This is a genomic window from Treponema sp. OMZ 790, assembly GCF_024181285.1.
Classification (GTDB): Bacteria; Spirochaetota; Spirochaetia; order Treponematales; family Treponemataceae; genus Treponema_B.
The window spans coordinates 1,147,768-1,171,984 of sequence record NZ_CP051201.1 but is presented as its reverse complement, the minus strand read 5'-3'; the positions used below and the strand labels follow the sequence as shown (position 1 = coordinate 1,171,984).

The 24,217-nt window shown below is 36.8% G+C and carries 23 protein-coding genes; 20 read left to right on the top strand and 3 right to left on the bottom strand.

Annotated features, from left to right (window positions below; genetic code table 11):
• The first annotated feature begins 15 nt into the window (after positions 1 to 15).
• The 15 genes from E4O01_RS05745 (at position 16) to E4O01_RS05675 (ending at position 15,006) form a co-directional block, all read left to right on the top strand.
• Positions 16 to 978, top strand: a complete 963-nt coding sequence (locus E4O01_RS05745; protein WP_253694826.1) for an MBL fold metallo-hydrolase — start codon at positions 16 to 18, stop codon at positions 976 to 978.
• Positions 975 to 1,166, top strand: coding sequence for a hypothetical protein (locus E4O01_RS05740; RefSeq protein ID WP_253694825.1), 192 nt, complete (start codon positions 975 to 977; stop codon positions 1,164 to 1,166). The genes E4O01_RS05745 and E4O01_RS05740 overlap by 4 nt, the downstream gene beginning before the upstream one ends.
• 20 nt (positions 1,167 to 1,186) lie before the next feature.
• Positions 1,187 to 2,212 (top strand): endolytic transglycosylase MltG, encoded by a 1,026-nt coding sequence (gene mltG, locus E4O01_RS05735; protein ID WP_253694824.1) that lies wholly within the window; start codon positions 1,187 to 1,189, stop codon positions 2,210 to 2,212.
• 73 nt (positions 2,213 to 2,285) lie between these two features.
• Entirely contained in the window at positions 2,286 to 3,398 is a 1,113-nt protein-coding gene (locus tag E4O01_RS05730) for a glycosyltransferase family 4 protein (RefSeq protein WP_253694823.1), read from the top strand.
• Positions 3,399 to 3,463: 65 nt separating this feature from the next.
• Complete coding sequence (locus E4O01_RS05725) at positions 3,464 to 4,066, top strand: phosphoribosyltransferase (protein ID WP_253694822.1); 603 nt, start codon at positions 3,464 to 3,466, stop codon at positions 4,064 to 4,066.
• 5 nt (positions 4,067 to 4,071) lie between these two features.
• The gene (locus tag E4O01_RS05720; RefSeq protein ID WP_253695182.1) at positions 4,072 to 6,267 is read left to right on the top strand and encodes a chitobiase/beta-hexosaminidase C-terminal domain-containing protein; all 2,196 of its coding nucleotides are present in this window, start codon (positions 4,072 to 4,074) and stop codon (positions 6,265 to 6,267) included.
• Positions 6,267 to 6,863 carry a ribonuclease HII gene (locus E4O01_RS05715; RefSeq protein WP_253694821.1) on the top strand — a complete coding sequence of 199 codons (597 nt, stop codon included), beginning with the start codon at positions 6,267 to 6,269 and terminating at the stop codon, positions 6,861 to 6,863. Before E4O01_RS05720 ends, E4O01_RS05715 begins: the two co-directional genes overlap by 1 nt.
• 97 nt (positions 6,864 to 6,960) lie before the next feature.
• The gene (locus E4O01_RS05710; RefSeq protein ID WP_253694820.1) at positions 6,961 to 7,266 is read left to right on the top strand and encodes a YbaB/EbfC family nucleoid-associated protein; all 306 of its coding nucleotides are present in this window, start codon (positions 6,961 to 6,963) and stop codon (positions 7,264 to 7,266) included.
• A gap of 17 nt (positions 7,267 to 7,283) precedes the next feature.
• Positions 7,284 to 7,871 (top strand): recombination mediator RecR, encoded by a 588-nt coding sequence (recR, locus tag E4O01_RS05705; RefSeq protein ID WP_253694819.1) that lies wholly within the window; start codon positions 7,284 to 7,286, stop codon positions 7,869 to 7,871.
• Positions 7,872 to 7,882: 11 nt separating this feature from the next.
• Positions 7,883 to 9,574 (top strand): diphosphate--fructose-6-phosphate 1-phosphotransferase, encoded by a 1,692-nt coding sequence (locus tag E4O01_RS05700; protein WP_253694818.1) that lies wholly within the window; start codon positions 7,883 to 7,885, stop codon positions 9,572 to 9,574.
• An 86-nt stretch (positions 9,575 to 9,660) separates the two neighbouring features.
• A complete protein-coding gene (locus tag E4O01_RS05695; RefSeq protein ID WP_253694817.1) occupies positions 9,661 to 11,193 on the top strand; it encodes an ABC transporter substrate-binding protein in 1,533 nt (510 codons plus the stop codon).
• A 70-nt stretch (positions 11,194 to 11,263) separates the two neighbouring features.
• On the top strand, positions 11,264 to 12,193 hold the full coding sequence (gene nikB / locus E4O01_RS05690; protein WP_253694816.1) for a nickel ABC transporter permease: 930 nt from the start codon (positions 11,264 to 11,266) through the stop codon (positions 12,191 to 12,193).
• Positions 12,194 to 12,205: 12 nt separating this feature from the next.
• Entirely contained in the window at positions 12,206 to 13,072 is an 867-nt protein-coding gene (locus tag E4O01_RS05685; RefSeq protein ID WP_253694815.1) for an ABC transporter permease, read from the top strand.
• 12 nt (positions 13,073 to 13,084) lie between these two features.
• Complete coding sequence (locus E4O01_RS05680) at positions 13,085 to 14,059, top strand: ABC transporter ATP-binding protein (RefSeq protein ID WP_253694814.1); 975 nt, start codon at positions 13,085 to 13,087, stop codon at positions 14,057 to 14,059.
• Positions 14,056 to 15,006 carry an ABC transporter ATP-binding protein gene (locus E4O01_RS05675; RefSeq protein ID WP_253694813.1) on the top strand — a complete coding sequence of 317 codons (951 nt, stop codon included), beginning with the start codon at positions 14,056 to 14,058 and terminating at the stop codon, positions 15,004 to 15,006. Before E4O01_RS05680 ends, E4O01_RS05675 begins: the two co-directional genes overlap by 4 nt.
• Positions 15,007 to 15,114: 108 nt before the next feature.
• On the opposite strand, the gene E4O01_RS05670 is transcribed toward E4O01_RS05675, so the two are convergent.
• On the bottom strand, positions 15,115 to 16,110 hold the full coding sequence (locus E4O01_RS05670; RefSeq protein ID WP_253694812.1) for a lipoate--protein ligase: 996 nt from the start codon (positions 16,108 to 16,110) through the stop codon (positions 15,115 to 15,117).
• Between the two features lie 125 nt (positions 16,111 to 16,235).
• Between E4O01_RS05670 and lipA the strand changes: the two genes are divergently transcribed.
• The 5 genes from lipA (at position 16,236) to E4O01_RS05645 (ending at position 20,557) form a co-directional block, all read left to right on the top strand.
• Positions 16,236 to 17,087: a lipoyl synthase gene (lipA, locus tag E4O01_RS05665; RefSeq protein WP_253694811.1), complete on the top strand. Its 852-nt coding sequence runs from the start codon at positions 16,236 to 16,238 to the stop codon at positions 17,085 to 17,087.
• 45 nt (positions 17,088 to 17,132) lie between these two features.
• Positions 17,133 to 18,488: a tRNA (N6-isopentenyl adenosine(37)-C2)-methylthiotransferase MiaB gene (gene miaB / locus E4O01_RS05660; RefSeq protein ID WP_253694810.1), complete on the top strand. Its 1,356-nt coding sequence runs from the start codon at positions 17,133 to 17,135 to the stop codon at positions 18,486 to 18,488.
• 177 nt (positions 18,489 to 18,665) lie between these two features.
• Positions 18,666 to 18,812, top strand: coding sequence for a hypothetical protein (locus E4O01_RS05655; RefSeq protein WP_253694809.1), 147 nt, complete (start codon positions 18,666 to 18,668; stop codon positions 18,810 to 18,812).
• A 236-nt stretch (positions 18,813 to 19,048) separates the two neighbouring features.
• Positions 19,049 to 19,900 (top strand): hypothetical protein, encoded by an 852-nt coding sequence (locus tag E4O01_RS05650; protein WP_253694808.1) that lies wholly within the window; start codon positions 19,049 to 19,051, stop codon positions 19,898 to 19,900.
• Between the two features lie 3 nt (positions 19,901 to 19,903).
• The gene (locus tag E4O01_RS05645; protein WP_253694807.1) at positions 19,904 to 20,557 is read left to right on the top strand and encodes a metallophosphoesterase; all 654 of its coding nucleotides are present in this window, start codon (positions 19,904 to 19,906) and stop codon (positions 20,555 to 20,557) included.
• Here the strand turns inward: E4O01_RS05645 and E4O01_RS05640 are convergent.
• Positions 20,552 to 21,967 carry an NFACT RNA binding domain-containing protein gene (locus E4O01_RS05640; RefSeq protein WP_253694806.1) on the bottom strand — a complete coding sequence of 472 codons (1,416 nt, stop codon included), beginning with the start codon at positions 21,965 to 21,967 and terminating at the stop codon, positions 20,552 to 20,554. The two genes, E4O01_RS05645 and E4O01_RS05640, sit on opposite strands and share 6 nt — an antisense overlap.
• Positions 21,967 to 24,216, bottom strand: coding sequence for a TIGR03545 family protein (locus E4O01_RS05635; RefSeq protein ID WP_253694805.1), 2,250 nt, complete (start codon positions 24,214 to 24,216; stop codon positions 21,967 to 21,969). The genes E4O01_RS05640 and E4O01_RS05635 overlap by 1 nt, the downstream gene beginning before the upstream one ends.
• Position 24,217 lies beyond the last annotated feature (1 nt).

Here is a 24,217-nt window from a genome sequence, read left to right as displayed (position 1 = left end):
TTAAGGAATAATTTTATGCTTGTAAAATTTTGGGGTGTTAGAGGCTCGCTTCCGGCTCCGCTTACGCCGGCGCAAGTTCAAAGTAAAATTGCAGCAGTAGTTCAAAGAATAACTCTAAAGGACCTTGAAAGTCAGGATTCAAGGGAGCGTTTTTTAGCCTCTCTGCCTAAATGGCTTTTCGGCACCATAGGCTCTAATACTTCCTGTGTTGAAGTTGAAACAAATGAAGGGGAGCATCTGATTTTTGATGCCGGAACAGGGATAAGAGAGTTAGGCATAGATTTAATGAAAAGGCCTGATTACGGAAAAAACACAACCTATCATTTATTTTTTTCGCATTTCCATTGGGACCATATTCAAGGTCTTCCTTTTTTTAATCCTGCTTACGATCCTCGAAACAAGATTATAGTATACAGTACCCGAAAAAAAGCAAAGGAATTTTTAGAAGACCAAATGAAATACCCGTATTTTCCGATTTCGATGCTTGGAGAAGACGGCTTCGGTGCTTCTTTTGAATTTAAATATATAGAACCTGATCAAAAATATGTCGAAATAGGCGATACAAAAATAGGCTGGCATAGAGTGCGTCATCCGGGAGGATGCACTGCTTATTCCGTAATCGAAAACGGAAAAAAAATAATCTATTCCACCGATACGGAACTTCGTCCGCGTGATTTTGAAAGAAACGAACAAAACGCCGAATTTTATACCGATGCCGAGATGCTGATAATAGACGCTCAATACACTCTTACGGACTCAATCCAAAAGGAAGGGTGGGGGCATTCGACTTTTTCCGTTGCAATAGACTTTGCAGCCGGCTGGAAAATAAAAAGCATTGCTCTTTTTCATCATGAACCTACTTATCAAGATAAAAAGGTATTTTCACTCAAACAGACCGCTGATTGGTATAGGGATTGTTCACGCGCACCCGATATTGAAATTTTTATTGCTCAAGAAGGCAGGTCTTTTTTAATATGAGTGAAACCGAATCCCTGTCATATTTGTTTTCGGATAAGGAATTAAAACAATTGGCTTTGTATCTCAGAAAAAATGCCGATTCTCTTCCTAAAGCCTTGGAACCTTTGTCCGATTTTGCAGAGTCTTATGTGTACGGAAAAATGACTATAGGAGAGGCTGAGGCATTTTTCGAAAAAGCCTGTTTATAATAAATTAAGGAATTTTGTATATGAAAAATAAATCAAAGATTATTATTGTAATCTTGTGTGCAGCCGCTTTTATTGCGGCCGGAGCTTTTTTTGGGATTTTAGAACTGAATAATCCTCCATCGGATTTTTATGAGTCTGTTGTGACATTTAAAGTAAGCCGAGGAAGTGCTGCAAAAACAATTATAAGCGATTTAAAAGCTAAAAACCTTATACGCTCGGAGCTCTATGCTTATGCCTATGTCCGCCTAAAGAAACTTAACCTAAGGGCAGGGACGTATCAAATAAACTCCGAAATGACTACACAGGATATTTTGCATAAACTTACACAAGGCTCTCAAGCTCTTAAAAAACTTACGATACCTGAAGGATTAACCTTAAAAAAGACGGCTCAAATTTTTGATAATGCAGGACTTATAAAAGCAGAAGAATTTATAAACATAATCTCAGATCCGGAATTTTTAGCACAAAACGGTATTAAAGCAGATACGGCAGAAGGTTTTTTATATCCGGATACTTACTTTTTCGGGGAGGAAGACACTCCTGAAATGATGATAAAGATGATTATAAAAACTTTTTTCGAAAAGACGGTCTCCATTCCGAATTTTCCTAAAGAGTTTTCGGATATCCATAAAAAAGTAATTTTAGCCAGCATTATCGAAAGAGAATATCAACTGCCTGAAGAAGCTCCTATAATTTCAAGTGTTTTTACAAACCGTCTTAAAATAAATATGGGACTACAGTCATGTGCAACAGTTGAATACATAATTACCGAAATTAAAAATAAAAAACATCCCAAGCGGTTATTTTTCGAAGATCTGGAAATCCAAAATCCATACAATACCTATATTCATGCAGGTCTTCCGCCGGGACCTATTTCAAATCCCGGGTTTACGGCTTTGAATGCAGCCTGCAATCCTGCAAATACGGATTATTTTTATTTTAGACTGATAGATCCAGATACGGGAAAACACATTTTTAACAAAACCGTTCAAGAGCATAATAGGGCAGGAAATACTTTATTGTTAAAAAAAGCGGCAGGACAATAAGGCTTAAATTTTAAGCACTTATAGCATAAAATTATTATTTGTGATATAATCCTTATGCTCGGAGGAATTTATTTTGAAAATTGGAGTTGATGCATTCGGATGTGATCACGGGCGCTCAGGTATAGGCTCTTATATACTTTCTCTTGTAAAAAATTTGCCCAAAAATGATTACGAATTCGAGCTTTTCGGTCCGGAACTTGACAAGTATACTTATACGTCCGATATAGATTATGTTTCTTTTGCAGGAATTGATATTTCCGATACAAAATTTTCGGAAAAACTCTGGCATTTTAAAAATTTAAACTCTTTTATAAAAAAACAAAGGTATGATGCCGTTATTTATCCGGGCGGTGTAGAGCTTTTACCTCCGGCTTTTACAGTTCCGTCAATTTTGATTATTCAAAGTCTTTTATCGGCAGATTTGGGAATGATTGCGAAGATGGGGCTAAAGCGTACTCTTAAAAGCGCTTCAGGTATTATAAGCCCCACAAAATATATTCAAACCGATTTAGCCCAATTCGGTGTTTCCGATTCCAATATAAAAGTTATATACAATGGTATTGATTGTTCTCTTTTTAAACCCATTACAAACGATGAAGACAAGGTTTTAATTCAACCCTTTGCCATTCAAAAGCCTTATATAATTTATGCTTCCCGCATAACACATCCGCAAAAATGCCATGTAGAATTGATAAAAGCATTTGCCTTATTTAAAAAGCAAACAGGTTCTTCTCATCGTCTTGTAATTGCAGGCTCCGACGGCGATAATTCCGAAGCCGTCCATAATGCAGTATTGCAGTCCGGTTTTTCCTCGGATATTTTGCTTACAGGATATTTTCCTCATGAAAGTCTTCCCCATCTTTATTCGTCGGCAGACCTTTGTGTTTTTCCATCGATGATCGAAGGCGTAGGCCTACCCATTATTGAAGCCATGGCATGCGGCGTTCCGGTAGCTTGTGCAAAAGCAGGCGCCCTTCCCGAAATTGCAGGAGATTCTGCTTTATTTTTCGACTCAAAAAAACCGGAAGAAATTGCAGAAGCTATTTCTGTTTTAATTGATTGCGATGCAAACACGGCAAAAAGAAAAGAAATGATTGAAAAAGGTTTGGAATGGGTAAAACGATATAATTGGGAAAACACGGCTTGTCAAACCATCGATTATATAGATTCTCTTCTAAAAAAATAAAATAAAAAATATATTGAAAAATATGCCGTAACATGATATAATCTTCTATCTATCACGAGGATTTTATGAAAGAATTTTTAAGCTACAACACAGTAAGAGATAACGGCCTCATTCTTGCAAGAAAGATGTATGACGAAGGATATATTCCCGATATTATCTATGCCTCCATGAGGGGAGGTGCATATTTAGCAAATGTAATAAGCGAGTTTTTTAAGATAGCCTATAAAGACAAAAAAAAGATTTTATATTCGACTGTTGTTGCGCACTCATATTCGGGTGTACATAATAACTCGGAAGTTATTTTGGATGGTTGGACGTTTCCGCCGAGTAAATTAAAAACAGATGCTTCCGTTTTATTGGTGGATGATATCTTTGATTCGGGAGCTACTGTAAATTATCTTGTAGCTTATTTGGTTAAACAAGGATTAAAAAGAGAAAATATAAAAATTGCAGTCCATGATTATAAGTATTTCCATAACAAAAATGAGCAATATGAATATCATCCGGATTATTGGTGCCGAAAACACGATATACGTACCGAAGAAGATAATCTTTGGATTCATTATATGAGTCATGAATTAGTTGGTCTTTCGAGTGCAGAGCTTGAAGAAAATTATTATTCAAACAATCCTGCTTTAAGAGAAGTCTTTAAAGGAATAATAAATTGAAAAAAATGAAGATTCATAGCATCTTAAAAATCGGTTTTATCATAACTCTGTTTTTCTGTTTTTCTTTTAAAATAAGTTGCTATGAATTGGATGAGCTTGAAATAAAACAAGACTATCAAAAAGACGGCGTCAGTCTGACCGTAAAATATCCTGAACCTAAAGATGAAGAAATTGTTTCCGTCTTTTACAGATCTTTTAATCCGTTTGCAGATTTATATTCAAACGGAAAAATACCAAAAGATGAAAATCTTTTTTTTGTTTTTGGAACACATCTCTGCATTTGGGCTCAATCTTCGTCCGGAAAAATGAGTAAACCTTTTCATTTGGTAGTTGAACGGCCTGAACAAAAAAAACTTTTAAATGTTTTAAGTCCGAAAGAAGGGGTTTGGAATGAGGCACAACAGCTTATCATTAAAACTCCTCCCGGAACTCAAATTATCTATTCCGTTGACGGAAGCGACCCTCAGGAATTCGGTCTTTTATACACAGGGCCTATAAGGCTTGAAAAAGAAGGAGAAGTGGAGCTTAGAATAAAGGCCGTTTCCGAATCGGGCAGTGTTGATGAAAAGATAGTAAAATATGAAGTTTCACCCTCAGGGCTCTCTTCTCCTAAAATACCGGAAACCGCACTTGATGAAAACTTATTTGAAAAAAATTCCGAGTACAATATCTTAAATTGGTATTTTTTGGAATTTAACTCCGATTTACCGGTTTATTATTTGATAAAAGAAAAAGAAGAACCGTCTCCTGAAATTTCACATCTTTTAAATATATATGACGGGCCGGTGTTCATTGATAGAAGTAAAGATTGCGTGTTCTATTGGACAAAAACAAAGGAAGGAAAAATAAACGGAATATCATTACCGAAAAAACCTTCACTCTCTCCGGTTCCTGCAGCACCTGTAAACAGAAATATAGAACTTAAGTTTGATGATGAACGGTACGATTATTTTTTTGAAACAGGAGACGGTTGTGCTTATATCGATCCTACAATGAATTCTTTCAAATTTAAAAAAGACGCTTCCTATACTTTCGATTTGGGACTAAAGGAAGAACGTTTTTTTGACGTTAAAATAAAAGCCTTTTATGACGGAATTTTTCATGGCGATTTTCAAACTTCTTTTACTATAGATAAGCTGCCGCCCGAAATACCTGAAGTTTCTTTTAATCCGCCGTTATCTGCTACAAATTCAAGTGTAAAAATAAAAATTAAGACTCCTTCCGATAACCGTATAATAACGGAGATTGAACCGCCTATTTTTACTTCATCAAATGGAGAAATTATTTTGACGGGAGTTATAGGAGAAAAAACCGTCTATTCGGTAAATATTTACAGTAAGGATGAAGCCGGTAATAGAAGCGCCGGCATAAAAAAAGAATTTACAATAGACAGAAACGCCGTATATGTTGATAATAATTCCAAGGTAAAAAATCCTGACGGAAATCCGTCAAAGCCTTTTTCAACTATCTATGAGGCAGTCAAATATATAAATAGGGTTTCACTTTCAAAAAAAAATGAGACAGGTTCCGAAAAATGGAAAATTTATATAAGGGGAGACTGTATTTTAAATGAAGCTGTACTTATTACACGCAATATAAAAATTACTTCGGCTGCACAAAAAACCTCGATTCATTTTTCTAAAAATTCGGGCTTTGTCGTAATCGGTGCAAATTTTGAAGTCGAGAACTGCAATATTTTTAGAAGAGAAAGACTTGAAGAGCCTAGGGAAGTTCCTATAATTTATGCGGATAAGGCAGGCATAAAACTTAACAACGTAAAAATACAAGCCTTTGAAGGCGGAGCGGTGCTAAACTCTTTTTACTCCCATTTGGATATATCCGACTCCAAGATAATATCGGATCAAAAAAGATATTGTCTTATATTTAATTTAAATAATTCATCGGCTGTTTTTCAAAATCTTGAATTTGAAGGTACAGGATTTTCGGTTGCTGCAATTTCATCTTCAAATTCCATAATAGAACTTGATAACATAAATGCTTCTTTTAATTCAGGTTTTACAGCCAGATTTTTAGAAGCATGGAATTCCGAAATATCTTTAGGCCGTTTAAATTTAATTCGTTTACCTGAAACGGCACAAAATAAAGATACGGCTGTATGGTATAATAAAAATTCAAAATTGGATATTAAATTTAATCCGCTTGTCCGCGGGTTTTTAAAATCCATTGAGAGGGAGCCTTAATGTTTTGCGGTATTGATGAAGCGGGCAGGGGGCCTCTTGCGGGCCCTGTTACGGCAGCCGCTGTAATTCTTCCGGATAATTTTGTTTTTTCTATTTTAAAAGATTCAAAAAAACTCAGCGAAAAAAAACGAGAATCGGTACGTAAAATATTATATTCCAATCCTTCGGTAATTTGGGGAATAGGCCGGGCATCCAATTACGAAATAGATGAAATAAATATACTTCAGGCAACTTTTTTGGCTATGGAAAGAGCCTATGATGATCTTTATATAAAACTTAAAGAATATTGTAAAATTCAAAATATAAAATTTGAAGAGCCTGATATAATTGTTGACGGTAATTCTATTCCTAATATAAAAAATTGTTCTTCGATTAAGGCTGTCGTAAAGGCCGATGATTCAGTACATGAAGTTATGGCAGCTTCTATTTTGGCTAAGACTGCAAGGGATAGAATTATGACCCGTTATTCATGGTTTTATCCCGAATACGGATATGAAAAGCATAAAGGCTATGCAACAAAGGCTCATGTACAAGCTATCAGGCTTAACGGATACAGTCCTATCCAAAGAAAATCTTTTTCCATAAAAGATTTGTAAAGGTATTTATAAAATCCGTACTTGTATTATTTATAAAAAAATGTTAATCTATAGTTATTACTTACTATAAATAAAAAGTATTTATGAGGAGTGCAAATTGAATCCTTTTGATATTATGAAAAATGCAAAAGAAATCCAAGAAAAAATTGCTAATCTTAAAGCTGACCTAGATCAAGAAGTTGTTGAAGGTGCTTCCGGAGGAGGCCTTGTCAAAATAAGGCTAAGGGGCAGTTTTGAAGTTGAGTCTATTTTTCTTGATCCAATAGCTGTTGATAACAGGGATGTACCCATGCTCCAAGATTTAATCAGGGCTGCTCATAATGATGCTGTTGCAAAATTAAAAGAGCTTTTACAAAATAAACTGGGGCCCCTTGCAAATCTTGCAGGCGGCCTGCCTTTTTAAGGAGGGGGTAAGCCGGAATGAATGCCCTTGATGCCGTTATAGATTCATTTTCCCGCCTGCCGGGTATCGGGCATAAAAGTGCTGCCCGCATTGCTTATCATCTTTTGAAGCAAGGCCCGGCTGATGCTATGCGTTTAGCTGAAGCCGTTTCAACCTTACACGAAAAAATTCATCCATGCAAAATATGCGGTTCTTACACTGAAGAAGATATTTGCAATATTTGTGCAGATGAGACAAGAGATAGAACCGCTATCTGCGTGGTAGGTTTTCCTCAGGATGTAAATACGATTTCTTCAATTCCCGAATACCGAGGCTTGTTTCATGTTTTGGGAGGACTCATAGCTCCTCTTGAAGGTATAGGCCCCGATCAATTACATATAAGCGAGCTTATTAGACGCATTCACGAAGGCGGAATTACCGAAGTTATCCTTGCTACTAACCCCACAATTGAAGGTGATACTACAGCCTTATATATTCAAAAAATATTGCAGGACTTACCTGTAAATATAACCAGACTTGCCTCAGGTTTACCTGTCGGAGGCGATTTGGAATATGCCGACCGCTTAACACTTGCAAGAAGTTTAAACGGCCGCATTAAATTTTAAAGGAGTAAAAAATGAATGAATCCACAATGCAGAGATTGCGCTACAATTACAAACCGAAAATCCCAAAAGTATTTGCGGAACCTTTGAGTTTGATTAAGCCTGAAATCGGAAAGGCTGCTTATGCACAATCTAATCAGGAGGAACTAAAAGAAATATTCCCGAATACTTACGGAATGCCTATTATCAAATTTGTAAAAGGAAAATCCGAATTGGAGCACAAGCCTTTAAAATTCGGCGTAATCCTTTCAGGAGGGCAGGCTCCCGGAGGACATAATGTAATTTCAGGACTTTTTGATGCCTTAAAAAAAGGTAATCCTAATTCGAAACTTTACGGTTTTTTAAGCGGCCCCGAAGGTTTGGTAAAGGGTAAATATGTTGAAATCAAAAAAGCCTTAATCGATAAATACAGAAATACGGGCGGTTTCGACATAATCGGCTCAGGCAGAACAAAGATCGAAACTGAGGAGCAGGTTGCAAGGTCAATTCAAAACGTAAAAAAATTGAAGCTGGATGCTCTTATAATAATAGGCGGAGATGATTCAAATACAAATGCCGCTTTTTTGGCAAAATATTTTATTCAGGCAAAATTAAATACCAAGGTTATAGGAGTTCCTAAGACTATTGATGGAGATCTAAAAAATGAATATATAGAAACCTCCTTCGGTTTTGACACTGCAACAAAACTCTATTCGGAACTAATCGGAAACATTTGCCGCGACGTAAATTCCGCCCATAAGTATTGGCATTTTATAAAACTCATGGGAAGGTCTGCCAGTCACATTGCCCTTGAATGTGCTTTAAAAACTCAACCTAATATCTGTTTAATAGGTGAAGAATTGGCCGAAAAAAAAGTTACCTTGCAGCAGGTTACGGATTACATTGTAGATATCATTGTAAAAAGATCCAAAAAAGGCGAAAACTTCGGGGTTATTTTAGTTCCTGAAGGAATTATAGAATTTATCCCTGAAATGGATGAATTGATCGAAGAAATAAACGATCTTATGGCAGGAAAGGCCTCAGCTTTTTCAAAACTAAAAACTTTTTCGGGCAAACATTCTTGGCTTCAAAAACACATGTCAAAAAAATCCTTTACACTTTTTGACAGCCTCCCTGAAAACATATCTTTACAGCTTTTAATGGACCGCGATCCTCATGGAAACGTTCAAGTTTCCAGAATTGAAACGGAAAAACTTTTGATAGATTTGGTTACCAGAAAAATAACCGAAATGAAAAAAGATGGAAGGTTTGAAGGACGATTCAGCACCTATGCTCACTTTTTCGGTTATGAGGGACGCTCCGCATTTCCTTCAAACTTCGATTCCGATTATTGTTATACCTTAGGTTTTACAGCATTTTTATTGGCCGTTAACGGTTTTTCGGGCTATATAGCATCGGTTCAAAACTTAACCGATGATGTCGATTATTGGCTTCCCTGCGGCGTGCCTCTTTCCATGATGATGAATATGGAAAGAAGAAAGGGTAAGATGACCCCCGTTATAAAAAAATCCGTAGTAGACTTAAAAGGCAAGCCCTTTAAAACTTACGAAAAAAATCGGGATAAATGGGCTGTCGAAACCGTCTATAGATTCCCCGGAGCCATTCAATATTTTGGTGATTTTGAAGTCTGCGATATACCTACTAAAACTCTCTTGCTTGAAAAAGGAAATCTAAAAGAAAAGAGAAAAAAGAAGAAAAATACATAATTTTTTCTCTTAAACGTTGACAAATCAAAACCTCGGTGCTAGAATTATTGTATACGTATTGTTAAATGCACTTTAGGAGGTGTATAATGAAGAAGTTTTTTGGTATTTTTGTTTTGATGGTGATGCTTTCATCATTTATCATTTCTTGCGGAGGAGAAGCCAATGACGTTAGATCTCAGACATTGATTGTTGCTATGTCCAGTGATGCCATAACAATGGATCCAAGTGCCCAAAACGACTCATATTCTGCAAATGCAATGATGCAAATGTATGAAGGTTTAATCGCAATTACTCCGGATAATGAGGTTGTTCCTGCTCTGGCCGAAAAATACGACATTTCTGCCGACGGAATGGAATATACTTTCTATTTGAGGAAGGGAGTAAAATTCCACAATGGAGAAGAGCTTAAAGCAGATGATGTAGTATTCAGCTATTTAAGAGCTTGTGCATCTCCTGCTGTTGCCCACATATTTTCGGATATAGATCCCGATACTATCAAATCTGTTGATGACTATACGGTAAAATTCAAAATGAAGGCTCCTTATGCCGGTATTTTAACGGCCCTTTGCCATTCATCAGCTCACATAGTAAATAAAAAAGCTGTTGAAGCAGCAGGAGATCAATATGCACGAAACCCCATAGGAACAGGTCCATATAAATTTATAAGTCATACAAAATCGGATAAAATAAAGTTTGAAAGATATGAAGGATATCAAGGTAAAAAACCCTATTACAAGTACCTAGAATTCCGAATTATACCGGAACCTACTAACCGTATTATTGAGCTTGAATCAGGCGGAGCAGATATCGTATACGATGTTTCTCCCAATGATTTGGATCGATTTAATGGAAACAACGAAATCAAACTTATCAGAAGCTTTGACTATTTAACCCAATACATGGGAATGAACTGCGGTAAGCCGCCTCTTGATGATGTCAGAGTCAGACAGGCTATTGCCTGTGCCGTTGATACAGATCAGATAGTAAAGGCTGTTTGGAAGGGCTTGGGCCGAACTGCATCGGGCCCCTATGCACCTGCTATCCGCTATTCAATTGCAAATAAACTAAAGCCTATTCCGAGGGATGTAGAAAAGGCTAAAAAGCTGTTAAAAGAAGCCGGGTATGAAAACGGGTTAAAAATTCGGCTTTCAACAAATGAAAGAACAGAAAGAATCGATATGGCCGTTATCATGAAAGAACAGTTTAAGGATGTAGGTATTGATCTTTCTATCGAAGTTCTTGAATGGTCAAAATACATTGAAATGTTGGAAAAAGGCGAGCAGCAGTTATTTGAAATCGGTTGGTCTTCGGATACACCCGATCCCGATATGGTTGTTTATCCATGTTTCCATTCAATTTCGAGAGGTCCGGGCGGAAACTATGTTTTCTTAAGCGATCCTGAACTTGACGAACTTATCATTAAAGGACGCCGAGTTTTAGACGGACCCGAAAGAGCTAAGGTTTACGAGCAGATTCAGGAAAGAATTATGTATTTAACACCGGCTATTTTCCAATATAACGGTGAACAAGCTGCAGGAATCAGAAGCAATATCACAGGTTTACGTTTATCCCCGTTAGGTCATCACTTTTTGGGAAATATCAAACCCGCCGATAAATAATTAAAAATTCAATAGCCGAACTTTAAAACTTGATTTAAAGTTCGGCTTATTTTATTCTAGAGGTTGTAGTATGCTTAAATATATAATAAGGCGAATTCTTCTATTGATTCCTGTAATGTTCGGTGTATCGGTTATAGTATTTTCGCTTTTATATTTTACACCGGGCGATCCTGTGCGGAATAAGTTAGGAACAAATGCATCGCCTGAAGAAGTTTTAAAGCTCAGAGAAAAAATGGGCTTAAACGATCCATTTTTAGTCCAGTTCGGACGCTATTTAAAAAATATTGTTTTTAAAGGAAGCCTGGGTGAATCCTACATCACAGAGCAGCCGGTCGTTTTAGAAATAGGAGCCCGTGTAGGTGCCACCATAAGATTAGCCGTAGCTTCAACCATAGTTGCAATATGCCTTGGGATTCCTTTGGGTATCATATCGGCTATAAAACAATATTCCGTTTTTGATCATATAACGATGGTCTTTGCCTTAATCGGCTTATCGATGCCGGTTTTTTGGCTGGGACTTTTGATGATTCTTTTATTTTCGGTAAAGTTAGGCTGGTTCCCCTCATCGGGATTTTCAGGCTTTAAGCACATGGTCTTGCCTGCTTTGGCTCTGGGAGCTCAATCTGTTGCAGTCTTAACACGAATGACCCGTTCAAGTATGCTTGAAACGATCCGTCAAGATTATATAAGAACAGCCAGGGCAAAGGGGCAAAAAGAAAAGATAGTTATTTTTAAACATGCATTGGGTAACTCTCTTATTCCCGTTATAACGATTGTCGGTATCCAATTCGGACAATTGATGGGCGGTGCTGTTATGACCGAAATTATATTTTCCATTCCCGGAATAGGACGGCTCATGATTGACTCCATTAAATTGCGTGATGCCCCTGTTGTTTTAGGATGCGTTTTATTTGTTGCCGTAACATTTGCAATCGTAAATTTAATCGTCGATATACTTTATACCTATGTCGATCCGAGAATTAAAACTCAATATACATAGGAGACCGGCAAGATGAAAACAATAAAAGACAGAAAAAAATTGAACGGCTTTAGAGGCGTTTTTCATAGAATGAGTAAAAATAGGCTTGCCATGGTGGGCTTGTTTATAATTATAGTTTTGGTTTTAATGGCTGTGTTTGCAGACTTTGTAGCCCCCTATACCTTTGACGGTACCGATTTGGATAACCAATTTGCAGGCCCGAGTGCAGCCCATCCTTTTGGACAGGACGAGTTCGGACGCGACATTTTAAGCCGTGTTATTTACGGTGCAAGAATTTCGTTAAAGGTAGGTTTTATATCCGTAGGTATAGCCTTGATTGTAGGTTCTTTTATCGGAGCCGTTACAGGCTACTTCGGAGGAAGAGTCGATACAACCTTAATGCGCTTTATAGATGTTTTGCAGGCTATTCCGGATATCCTTCTTGCGATAGCCATAGTTGCTTCTTTAGGCCCCGGCCTTGGGAATTTGATGATTGCAGTAGGTATTGCAGGAATTCCCGGCTATGCAAAAATAGTCCGTTCGGCGGTTATGTCCATAGTAGATATGGAATTTATCGAAGCGGCTAGGGCAGGGGGCTCTTCAGATTTTAGAATTATCTTCAAACACATAATTCCCAACTGTATGGCGCCCATAATTGTTCAAGCGACCTTGGGTGTTGCCTATGCAATATTGAATGCAGCGGGTTTAAGTTTTATCGGTCTCGGCCTTGAGCCTCCGACTCCCGAATGGGGAGCCATGCTTTCGGGAGGAAGAGCTTATATAAGAAGCTACTCTCATCTAACCTTATTCCCCGGACTCGCCATTGTTATTACAATCTTTGCCCTCAACGTTTTGGGTGACGGTTTGCGCGATGCTCTTGATCCAAAATTAAAACGATAAGGACGGCTTTTTATGGAAGAATTATTAAACATTGAAGATTTAAGTATTTACTATATAACCGAAGCAGGAGAAACAAAAGCCGTAAACAATTTAAACTTAAAACTGGGAAAGGGTGAAACCCTTGGCTTTGTAGGCGAAACTGGAGCGGGAAAAACCACCACAGCCTTAGGAATTATGCGGCTTGTACCGAATCCTCCGGGAAAAATAATGAGCGGTAAAATTTCTTTTGACGGAGAAGATATCTTAAGCAAAACCGAAAAAGAAATGCAGGAAATACGCGGAAATAAAATTTCGATGATATTTCAAGATCCGATGACCTCCTTAAACCCTGTTATGACTGTAGGCGAGCAGATTGCCGAAGTTTTAGCCCTTCATCAAAACTTAAAAAAAGAAGAACTAAAAGAAAAAACGGCTCAAATGCTTGAAACGGTCGGCATAAAGAGGGAAAGAATCAACGATTATCCGCACCAGTTTTCAGGCGGAATGAAGCAGAGGGTTGTAATTGCCATGGCCCTTGCCTGTAATCCTATGCTAATCATTGCAGACGAGCCTACAACAGCCTTGGATGTTACAATTCAGGCTCAGGTTTTGGAACTTATGATTGAGCTTCAAAACAAGTATAATACCTCGATGATTATGATAACCCACGATTTGGGAATTGTTGCCGAAATCTGCGACCATGTTGCAATTATGTATGCAGGTTCGGTTATCGAATACGGTACTGTCGAAAAACTTTACACCGATCCGAAACATCCTTATACAAAAGGCTTGTTTGCTTCAATTCCTACACTGGATGCCGATGAAGAGAGCTTACATGTTATCAAGGGTGCTCCTCCTAACCCTGTAGATCTTCCTACAGGCTGTAAATTTCATCCGAGGTGCGAGTTTGCAACCGAAAGATGTAAATGTGAAGTTCCTAAGATGATTGATTTGGATGATTCCCACTGCGTTTCATGCTTTTTATTTGACAAAGGGGGTGAAAAATGAGCGGTACAATTCTTGAAGTTAAAAACTTAAAAAAATATTTTACCACAAAAAAAGGCCTCCTTCATGCTGTAGACGATATAAGTTTCAGCATAAACAAGGGGGAAACATTAGGCCTTGTGGGCGAATCAGGCTGCGGAAAATCTACGGCAGGCAGGGCAATTTTAAGATTGCATGAACCTACCTCAGGTGAAGTAATATTTGAAGGGAATAATACCCTTGAATATAAAAGCCGCAAGGATAAGAGGATGATGAGACAGGATATGCAGATTGTTTTTCAGGATCCTTATTCTTCATTAAATCCTCGATTAAACACCTTTGAGCTCATTGCGGACTACCTTTACGTAAACAAGGCCTATAAAACAAAAGCCGAAGTACAAAAAAGAGTAAAAGAGGTTATGAACATTGTAGGATTGGAAGAACGCCTTGAAGACTCCTACCCTCATGAATTGGATGGAGGAAGAAGGCAGCGCATAGGTATTGCCCGGGCTCTCTCCCTAAAGCCTAAATTCATCGTTATGGACGAGCCCGTTTCTGCCTTGGATGTAAGTATTCAAGCACAAATATTGAACCTCTTAGCAGAGCTTCAAAAAGAATTGGGGCTTACTTATTTGTTCATATCACACAATTTGAGTGTAGTTAAACACATAAGCGACAGGATTGCTGTTATGTATTTAGGAAAAATAGTTGAAATAACCGATTATAAATCGATATTTTCAAATCCCATTCATCCATATACAAAGGCCTTACTTTCTGCAATTCCTATTCCAAAGTACGGTTTAAAGAGGGAAAGAATAATTCTCCCCGGAGACGTTCCAAGTCCCATTGATCCGCCTAAGGGCTGCGTATTTTGCGGAAGATGTGCCCACAAGATGCCCATCTGTACAGAAACTCGTCCTGACCTTGAAGATAGAGGAAACGGCCACTTTGTAGCCTGTCATTTAAAATAAGGCTTAGTTTTAATAAAAAAAGCACCGGTTTTTAATCGGTGCTTTTTTTGACAAATCAAATTTTTAATCACTTTTTGCTTAAGTCAATTTTTGCATAATTTAAAACAGTTACTTAAAAAACATTCCTATAAAAGCTTCTTTTTCTATGTTTCCGAAGTAGGGTGTTAAATCGACATCCGATAATTTTTTGGTTAAAACACTTTCAGAATACTCACAGCCGTTTAAAAGTTCTTCAATATCTCCCTTATCGGCCGTACCGAAAAAATCCCCGTGAATTTTTAAAGAATTTATTTTCATTTTTTCGACATTAAAAAAGATTTCGATACTGCCTATAGGAAATCTCTCATAGTGGGAATATTCGGCCTTGGGAGAAGCTCCATAGTTCCATTCTTTGCGGGAAAACCTTTCCTCATAAATCTTCATCACACCTTTAAGTTCTTCTTCCGAAAGCTTATATTCTACAGGCTCTTGGTTTTCAACTTCAAAGATAGCTTTTAAAAGTTCATCTTTAAATTGGTCTACGGTAATATCTCTTTTTAAATAGGGCTTTATGTTTGTAACCCTTGAGCGGACACTTTTTACGCCCTTCGATTCAAGTTTTTCTTTTCGTACTGTCAAGGCCTTGGAAAGAGCGTCCATTTCAACATTAAAAAGAATGGAGCCGTCGCTTAAAACTCGTCCCTGCCATACCGATTGAGATGCCCCTATACATTTTTGCCCGTCAATCGTAACATCGTTTCTTCCTGAAAGTTCCGCATCAACGCCGATTTTTTTTAGCGCATTTACAATAGGAATATAATATTTTTTAAAATCGATTTTTTCGTTTCCCTTTGTTTTTGTGACAAAAGAAAAGTTTATATTTTCAAGGTCTTGATAGATAGCGCCTCCGCCCGTAATGCGTCTTACTACCTTTATTCCGTTTTCATTTATATATTTTTCGTTTATTTCCTGATAGGTATTTTGATTTTTACCTAAAAGAATAGTGGGGTTGTTACTCCACAAAAAAACATATTCTTCATCTTCCAAAGGCAGATTTCTAAAACAATATTCTTCAAAAGCCATATTATATTCAGGGTCATGCGAATTGTTAACTATGTATTTCATAAAAATATTATAATTAAAAAAAAAAAATATGCAAGAGTATTAAAAAACATATTTTTAACCGTCTAGACCTTTTTACTGTTTTGAAATATAATTAAAGAAGAAAATAAATTTTAGGGGATTTGTGTATGACTTGTAATCAAAGAAAACCTGATTGGTTAAAAATAAAACTTCCCAGCGGAGCACTTTCGCAGGAAGTGTCGAACACGATTAAAATACATAAATTAAATACTATCTGTACCAGCGGAAAATGCCCTAATCAGGGAGAATGTTGGAGGTGCGGAACTGCAACCTTTATGATTTGCGGGAATATCTGTACGCGTGCATGTAAATTTTGTAATGTACCTACAGGTCATCCCTTACCTCTAAACCCAAATGAACCTATGGAAATAGCTCAATCCGTTGAAGCCTTAAAATTAAAACACGTAGTTTTAACCTCGGTAGACAGGGATGATATAAAAGATTTCGGAGCCTCTCACTGGGTAAAGGTTATAAAAGCCGTAAAAGAAAGAACTCCTAATGTCACGATGGAAGTTTTAATCCCTGATTTTCAAGGCCATGAAGATTTGGTATCAATGATTATCGAAGCAAAACCTGAAGTTATTTCTCATAACCTTGAAACAGTGCGCCGTCTTTCACCCCATGTAAGAAGCAGGGCTACATACGAGACCTCTCTTAAGGTTTTAAAGCAAATTGCAGAATCAGGACTGGTATGTAAATCCGGTATTATGTTGGGCCTTGGTGAAACAAGGGATGAGATTTTGGAAACCATGGACGATTTGCGCAAAATAAATTGTAAAGTTATGACCATTGGCCAATATCTAAGGCCATCTACTAAAAATATAGAAGTTAAAGAATATATAAGACCCGAAACCTTTGAAGAGTATGAAAAAATAGGCTTAGAAAAGGGGTTTTCCTTTGTTGAGAGCGGCCCCCTTGTGCGCTCAAGTTACCATGCCGAAAGACACGTACTTAGCTAGCCCTATGGACATTTTTCTTATTCTGCTTTAAAATATTCGGAATTTATGACTTACTTTTTTGAAACCTACGGCTGCCAAATGAATCAGGCTGAATCCTCATCAATGGAACAAATTTTACTTGAAAAAAAATGGACAGCTGCATCCGATGCCGAGCACTGCGATTTGCTTATAATCAATACTTGTTCCGTGCGTATAACTGCCGAAAACAGAGTTCTAGGAAGATTAGGACATTTTTCCGGTTTGAAAAAAAAGAGAAAATTTTTTGTGCTTTTGATCGGCTGCATGGCTGAAAGACTTTATACCGAAATACAGGAAGAATTTCCCCTTATCGATTATGTTGTCGGAATGTTTGAGCGGAACCTTCTGCCGCAAATTTTTGATGAAATTGAAGCTAGATTCAAAGATTCAAGCTATATGGCCGAGTTTGCAAGCAACAATATCGAAGAAAAGCCTTCATCCAATTATTATTTTGCTCCTCTTTCTCATTCACCTAAATCTTTTCAAAGCTATGTGCCGATTATGAACGGCTGTAATAATTTTTGCACCTATTGTATCGTGCCCTATGTTCGGGGCAGGGAGGTTTCCCGTCCGGTAAATGAAATCTTGCATGAAATTACCGAACTTTCATCAAGGGGAGTAAGAGAAATTACCCTGCTCGGCCAAAACGTAAACTCATACAAAGGAGAAGACGGGGAGGGGAGTCTGATAAATTTTCCCGAGCTTTTACGCCTTATAGCAAGAGAGGCAGACAAAACCGATATGATAAGATGGATACGCTTTATGTCAAGCCATCCTAAGGATATGTCCGATGCCTTAATCGACACAATCGCTGCAGAAAAAAGACTTTGCAAACTTGTTCATCTTCCTGTCCAGCACGGCTCCGATGCAATTTTAAAAAAAATGAACAGGATTTACACTATAGAACACTATAAAAACAGAATAAAACGTCTAAAAGAAACCATTCCCGACATAGCCTTGAGTACGGATATTTTGATGGGCTTTCCCGGAGAGACTGAAGATGATGTAAAAGCTACATTAGACTTGATGCATGAAGTAGAATTCGATTCAGCCTTTATGTATCATTATAATCCGCGTGAAGGAACAAGGGCCTTTAATTATCCTGACAGAATTCCTGAAGAAATAAAAATAGAAAGACTCGGGCGAGTTATTGACTTACAGCTAAAAATTACGGCAAAAAAGATGAAGGCTAAGCTGGGCAAAAAGGCCGATATCTTGGTTGAATCCCATTCAAGGAATGACAGTTCCGAGCTTTTCGGGCACACCGAACAAGGAGAAATGGCCGTAATCCAAGGCAATCCGCCTGAAAGTTTGATAGGGAATTTTGCCTATGCAGAATTAAAAGAACTAAAAGGGAAAACCTTTAGGGCAAACCTTATATAAAATAAAAAACATGGAGGAAAAAAATGCGTAAATATTTTATATCAATTTTATTTATTTTGTGTGTTTTGGGGATATATTCTCAAAATTATTCGTTTAAAGTAGAAGACGACATAGCTGCTTGCTTTTACAAAAAAAAATCATCCGGGATATTTTATCGGCAGAGTTCAATTAATAAAAATGCCTGACGGGTTTCAAGAAATAATCGGTTATAAGGAAGTTGTTACAAAAGAAGATACAAAAATAGTGGATAATATTGTAGATCTATATCCTGATTTTGTTCCTTTTAAGGTTTATTCTTGGCAGCTGAAAAGGATAAAAAAGTAAAAGGGCTCAAGTATAAAAACTTAAAAAATAAATATCCAAACCGTTCTTACAAAAAAAGCCTTTATAAAACTTCCTATAATGTATGTTCTGTCTACTTATTCGGGGTATTTAATGGAAAATTAAAGAAAAGAACATTAAAATCTTTTCGCCTCCTCTTTCCTTTACCATAAAATTTTGATATACTTTTTATATCCTTTTAAACTAAAACTTAAAGACAAAAAAAGGAAAAATTATTTATGAAAAAAAAACTTTTAATTTTCTTAATTTTTATAAGCTTACTTTTCACGTTTTTCTTTATTTCGTGTAATAACAATAAAGAAAAAGAAGTTGTTTACGAAAAAATAAAACCCAAAAGAATTATCAAAAACAATATACTCATCGTGCTTGGAAAAGATTATCATGAACGGAAAGATATCTTAAAATATCTTGAAAACGAATATGGTTTGGGCAGCTCTGATTCTCATGTTCAAGTTTTACCCTATTCCGACATGGTAAAAAAAAGCAAACTTCCTCGTCTCAGAATGATAAATGAAAAAATTGAAGAACAAAAAACTACAATTCTTATTTCAATAGGTATTCCGGAAGACGGCGGAAAATATCTCATTAATGCGGCAGAGAAAAATCCTAATCTTACGATAATAAGCCTTTTACCGATGGATGAAATACTCCCTTTAGAAGCCGCTTCAGACATTGTAGTCGATTTTCAAATTCCTAAAGAATTGTTAAATGAAGAAAAAGATTTTTTAATAAGTGACAATGAGGTTATGCTCTTGCTTGTTGCAGCAATTTTTGCCGGTGAGGATATAAATGCACACAATAAACAGATAAAAATATTCCCAATAGAAGAATTTCAACAAGCTTTTTTTACTGCACAAACCATATTGGGTAAAGACCTATTTCCTAATCATTATATAATAAAACCGTATACCGATTCCGATACGGGACTTCAATCGCATAGATATCTTTTAATTTACAAAGACACTGAAGAAAATCAAGAAGGCAACTCGGACAATCAAGAAAAATCGGAAGAAAATGAAACGGAAAATGACGGAATTATAAATCCTGACAACCTTGAAGGGGGTGCATAAATTGTGAACTCGTTGGAGCACTTTGATAAAGGAATTTTTGCTTCCCCTGAAACTCTTAAAAAACTAAAATACGCGGACAGTGCCCGTCTTATTTTGATTTCGGATACACACGGTAATGCGGATACGATAATTAATATCTTATGCCGTGAAGGAAAAAAGTCGGATGCTGTGTTGTTTTCGGGAGACGGCCTTGCAGATTTTTTAAATTATATAACAATTTCACAATACGAAAAAGAATTGATGGAATGCATGCCTCCTGTAGCAGCTCTTGTCATGGGGAATTGCGATTCAAAAAAATATGTCTTAAATTTGGATGCGGGAAAAACGGGCTTCGGGTTTAAAAAAAATCCGGAACAGCTTTTGGAATTTTTTGAAATTATTTTTTTGGAAGTATGCGGAAAAAAAATTCTTTTAACGCACGGACACGAATTCTATGTCGACTTTGAACTGAACACTCTTTCAAATTTTGCAGTAAAGCATTCGTGTCAGGTTTGCATTTTTGGGCATACACATGTACCTATGATAAAAGAAGTAAACGGTATGTTTTTTATAAATCCCGGCTCAGCATCAAGACCGCGAATGAGCTCCAATAAAAGTTACGGAATTTTAACAATGAGTAAAAATGCAAATCCCTCAGTAGAATTTATAAACCTATAAAACCGATATTTTTTCTTCTTCCAACTGTTTTAAGATTTTTTCATCCAATTTTATGGAAAGATTTTTTTCTTGGGCCGGAAGAACAGTTCCTTTGGGTGCGTTTTTTGCCCTCCGCAGATATTTTACCTGAGTGGTATATAGATCGGCTTGTGCATTTTTTCTTGCCTTTGAATAAAAGACAGCAAGGTTTCCGGCCTTAATCAAAACAGGCAATGGGATACTCTTCCCTGCCCTAGCCTTTATAAAGACATAGCCGCCTGCATAATCCCTTGTATGAAGCCAAAGGTCTGCCCCCTTAACAAAATGCCGTAAAAGCTCATCGTTTTCGGCGGCCGTGCGGCCTACCAAAATAGTCCAACCGTCACAAAAGAATTTTAAACCCGGAGCCGATTTTGTGTTTTTAGTTTTTTGCTGAACAGGGATTTTTTCTTTTTGAAGAATTTTTTGAATTAAATACGGATTTTCTTCAGTTTTAATTTTTTCTATCTTTTCTTTTAGTTTTTCTATTTCTTTTTCTGCCGACAGAATATCTTCTTCCAAGGCATCCAAACCTGAAACTGCTTTTTTATATTTTTCGTAGTAGAGATTCGCATTTTCTTGAGGCGTTTTTAAAGGATCCAAGCTGATACTTATTTTTGTGCCGTTTTTTGTGTAATCTTCAAGCTCAACAAAATTCATTCCTTTTTTTATCAGATGCAGGTTTGAAAAAAGCAAATCTCCTGCGTTTTTTAAGCTTTGAGCATTTAAAAATTCTTCCCTTTTCGCCTTCAGTCTTAAAAGAGCTTTTTCGATTCTTACAATTTTAGAACCATAAATATTTTCGGCTTCTGCCAATAAGGCATCTTTAGAAACTCGAGGAGCATTATTTATATACCACTCTTCGACAGCCTCGTTAAAACTTTTTGTTTTATCATACTCTCGAACGGAATAATCTTGTTTTTTTATTTTTTGCGGATCAGGAGTTATCCATGTCCCTCCGGAAATCTCTCCTCGTTTTGGGCGCCGGTAAAATGCGTCTATTATAAGATCATTTTCATCGGTCAAAACTATGTTTGCGGCCCCGCTCCATATTCTAAAATACAGAAAAAACAGCCCCACCCCGCTTGCAATGTGAAAACGGATAATCCTATCCTCGTTTAATTGTTCGGCCTTTATGATTTTCCCGCCCTTGATTCGGGATTTCAAAAGTTCCATAAAACGCATCGGTTTATCGGATTTAGGAATTTTTTTGCGTGTAGAATGAAGTCTGCATGCACCGGCTTCAAGAGAAATAAAAAGAGTCAAAGGTTTATCTTTATAAAGATAAAAAACTAAGGTTGTATAAGAGGGCTGACTTATTTTTTGAATAAACCAGCCTTCTAATTTTAGTTCATCAAGAATGAGGTCAATTTCTTTATTGTTTAAGGACATTAAAACCCGAATCCTTTAAAGATATCTTTTACCTTATTCTCGGCTTCTTTTTTTACCTCATTTTGAACATCTTTTATCTTGCCAGCAGCAATATCTTTTATGCGTTTTTCGGCTTCAGCCTTTTTCTTGTCCAATATTTTTTCGTAGTTTTTTACGTCATCAAGAAGTTTTTTAGCCTTATTTGCTGCCGACATAAAAGCATCTATTTCTTTTTTGTAATTTTCTTTTTGTTCATCGAGCCATTTTTGCCCCTGTCGTATAAGCTCAGCTTTTACCTTTTCAACCTGCCTTGCAAATTCTTTTTTTAAGGCTGCAGCAATTTGATTATCGACATCGGTATCCACATCGAGCTTAAATCTTTCACCCCTATTTATTGTAAGAAGAGTTTTTACGTTTATATTTTTAATATCGGATAGAACATTTTGATAGATTTCAAAAACGAAGGCCGGTTCAAACTTTTGAACGGTAAGAACGCTTTTCATAATTTCCATATTTGCATCTATAACCACATCCTTATTTTTAGAGACCTTTACACCGCCTCCTGTTTTTAATACGCCTGTAAGAGAAGGAACGGCATCTGCAGGCGAAGGTATATCCATGTCCAAGCCTTCAAAGGTAAAGCCCGTATCAACCAGCTCTTTGGTATAAGAACGCAAATCTATTATACCCTCTGCAGTTTCCTTTAATTTTCCATGGGCTGCATTTAAATTGATTGTAAGCGGAGCACCCAGTTTGTCGTAATCGTTGGTTATAGCCTTTGCGGTTCCTCCGATTTCAAATACATCCTTTTCAGGATGATGACCCGAAAGCGAAATATTTCGGATTAAAAATGTCGGAACAGAATCTTTTCCGAATATAAAAGTATTACCGGGAAGGCGTTCCATAGCCCTTGATTTTTGAGCCAATGTAAGCTCTTTTTCTTGTTTAGGCTGTTTTTGTGAATTTTGTAAAAGAGCCATTCCTTGTGCAAAATAAGGATAATATACACCAAGGGTATTTATTATAAAGGTATTTATAAGATCAGCAATAAGTTTTTTTCCGGTGTCGACATTTATGGACTTGATTTGCCCTGCGATTTTATTTAAGCGGTTTATATCGTTTTTAACCGCAGCACCTGCATCCCGTGCCATGCGGTCAACATCTTTAATATCGTTTTGAACATCGATAAAAAGGCGGTTTGCCAAATTGAAATCATCTTGTCCTGTTTTAACCACTTTTTGAATAATTTCGATTAACTCTTGCAGCTGTTTTACATCATTAATTTTATTTATATCTATGGCTATTAATTTTTGAACAGCTTCAACCGTATCTACAACTTGCTTTTCTACATCATCTTTAGTCTTAATCCATTTTTGAGCCATCGGGTCTACGGAGTTTATTATTTTCTCTGTAATTTCCGGAGTTTTAAAGGCCGCTTTTTCTCGTTCAAGAATTTTTCTCGGATCTATTTGGTCTTGAACGGCTTTTAAACCGCTGTCTACCGATATTTGCGATTGTACCTTTTTAACTTCATCATTTATAAGTTCGGTAATGGGATTAGGTTTTTTATTGGGATCGACAGGTTTTTGTTTTTTAGGCGGTAAGGCTCCTGAGGTTTTCCGTGCCGTATTCCATGTAAAACCTTCTATAGCCATATTTTCTGCAACAAATTTTCCGCGGCTTAATTCCAAAAGATTAAAATAAAAGTCTATATTTTTAATCTCAAATAAATTACGCATGGGCTGATTTTTGTTTGCAACCTTATATCCTTGAATTCTAAATCGGGTTTTAAATAAATCGAAGTCTACAAGGCTAACCTCGCATTTTGCACCGAAGGCGGCCTCGGAAGTTCCTACAACTATTTTTTTTGCCAATACATTTCTAAAAATATATACAAAAAACAAAACTGCAAAAACGCAAGCCAAAGCACCTAACACAGCAGGAATATTCACCCTTCCCTTTTGCCTGCCTATTTCCAAAGCTATTTTGTTTATTCGCTTTAGTTGAGTTTTATCGTTTATCTTTGTTTTATCGAATTCGAAATATTCTTTATTTGTTTTTTCATCAATGCTTGAAACTATAAAACCTTGGATAAAATCTTTATCCGCCGGAATAAAGATCTTTTTGTAAATTTTTCGATTAAGGGCTCGTTTGGTGTAGCGTTTTTTAAAAAGTTTTTTTACCTTTTCGAGCTTTTTAGCTCCTTTGGCAGCCTTCTTGGCGGCTTTTAATTCATCTTTTTGCAATGTTTCGTTATTTTTATCTGTCATA

Coding starts and splice junctions, on each gene's coding strand:
- E4O01_RS05745 (WP_253694826.1), top strand. CDS start 16: ATGCTTGTAAAATTTTGGGGTGTTAGAGGCTCGCTTCCGGCTCCGCTT.
- E4O01_RS05740 (WP_253694825.1), top strand. CDS start 975: ATGAGTGAAACCGAATCCCTGTCATATTTGTTTTCGGATAAGGAATTA.
- mltG (WP_253694824.1), top strand. CDS start 1,187: ATGAAAAATAAATCAAAGATTATTATTGTAATCTTGTGTGCAGCCGCT.
- E4O01_RS05725 (WP_253694822.1), top strand. CDS start 3,464: ATGAAAGAATTTTTAAGCTACAACACAGTAAGAGATAACGGCCTCATT.
- E4O01_RS05720 (WP_253695182.1), top strand. CDS start 4,072: ATGAAGATTCATAGCATCTTAAAAATCGGTTTTATCATAACTCTGTTT.
- E4O01_RS05715 (WP_253694821.1), top strand. CDS start 6,267: ATGTTTTGCGGTATTGATGAAGCGGGCAGGGGGCCTCTTGCGGGCCCT.
- recR (WP_253694819.1), top strand. CDS start 7,284: ATGAATGCCCTTGATGCCGTTATAGATTCATTTTCCCGCCTGCCGGGT.
- E4O01_RS05700 (WP_253694818.1), top strand. CDS start 7,883: ATGAATGAATCCACAATGCAGAGATTGCGCTACAATTACAAACCGAAA.
- E4O01_RS05695 (WP_253694817.1), top strand. CDS start 9,661: ATGAAGAAGTTTTTTGGTATTTTTGTTTTGATGGTGATGCTTTCATCA.
- nikB (WP_253694816.1), top strand. CDS start 11,264: ATGCTTAAATATATAATAAGGCGAATTCTTCTATTGATTCCTGTAATG.
- E4O01_RS05685 (WP_253694815.1), top strand. CDS start 12,206: ATGAAAACAATAAAAGACAGAAAAAAATTGAACGGCTTTAGAGGCGTT.
- E4O01_RS05680 (WP_253694814.1), top strand. CDS start 13,085: ATGGAAGAATTATTAAACATTGAAGATTTAAGTATTTACTATATAACC.
- E4O01_RS05675 (WP_253694813.1), top strand. CDS start 14,056: ATGAGCGGTACAATTCTTGAAGTTAAAAACTTAAAAAAATATTTTACC.
- E4O01_RS05670 (WP_253694812.1), bottom strand. CDS start 16,110: ATGAAATACATAGTTAACAATTCGCATGACCCTGAATATAATATGGCT.
- lipA (WP_253694811.1), top strand. CDS start 16,236: ATGACTTGTAATCAAAGAAAACCTGATTGGTTAAAAATAAAACTTCCC.
- miaB (WP_253694810.1), top strand. CDS start 17,133: ATGACTTACTTTTTTGAAACCTACGGCTGCCAAATGAATCAGGCTGAA.
- E4O01_RS05655 (WP_253694809.1), top strand. CDS start 18,666: ATGCCTGACGGGTTTCAAGAAATAATCGGTTATAAGGAAGTTGTTACA.
- E4O01_RS05650 (WP_253694808.1), top strand. CDS start 19,049: ATGAAAAAAAAACTTTTAATTTTCTTAATTTTTATAAGCTTACTTTTC.
- E4O01_RS05640 (WP_253694806.1), bottom strand. CDS start 21,967: ATGTCCTTAAACAATAAAGAAATTGACCTCATTCTTGATGAACTAAAA.
- E4O01_RS05635 (WP_253694805.1), bottom strand. CDS start 24,216: ATGACAGATAAAAATAACGAAACATTGCAAAAAGATGAATTAAAAGCC.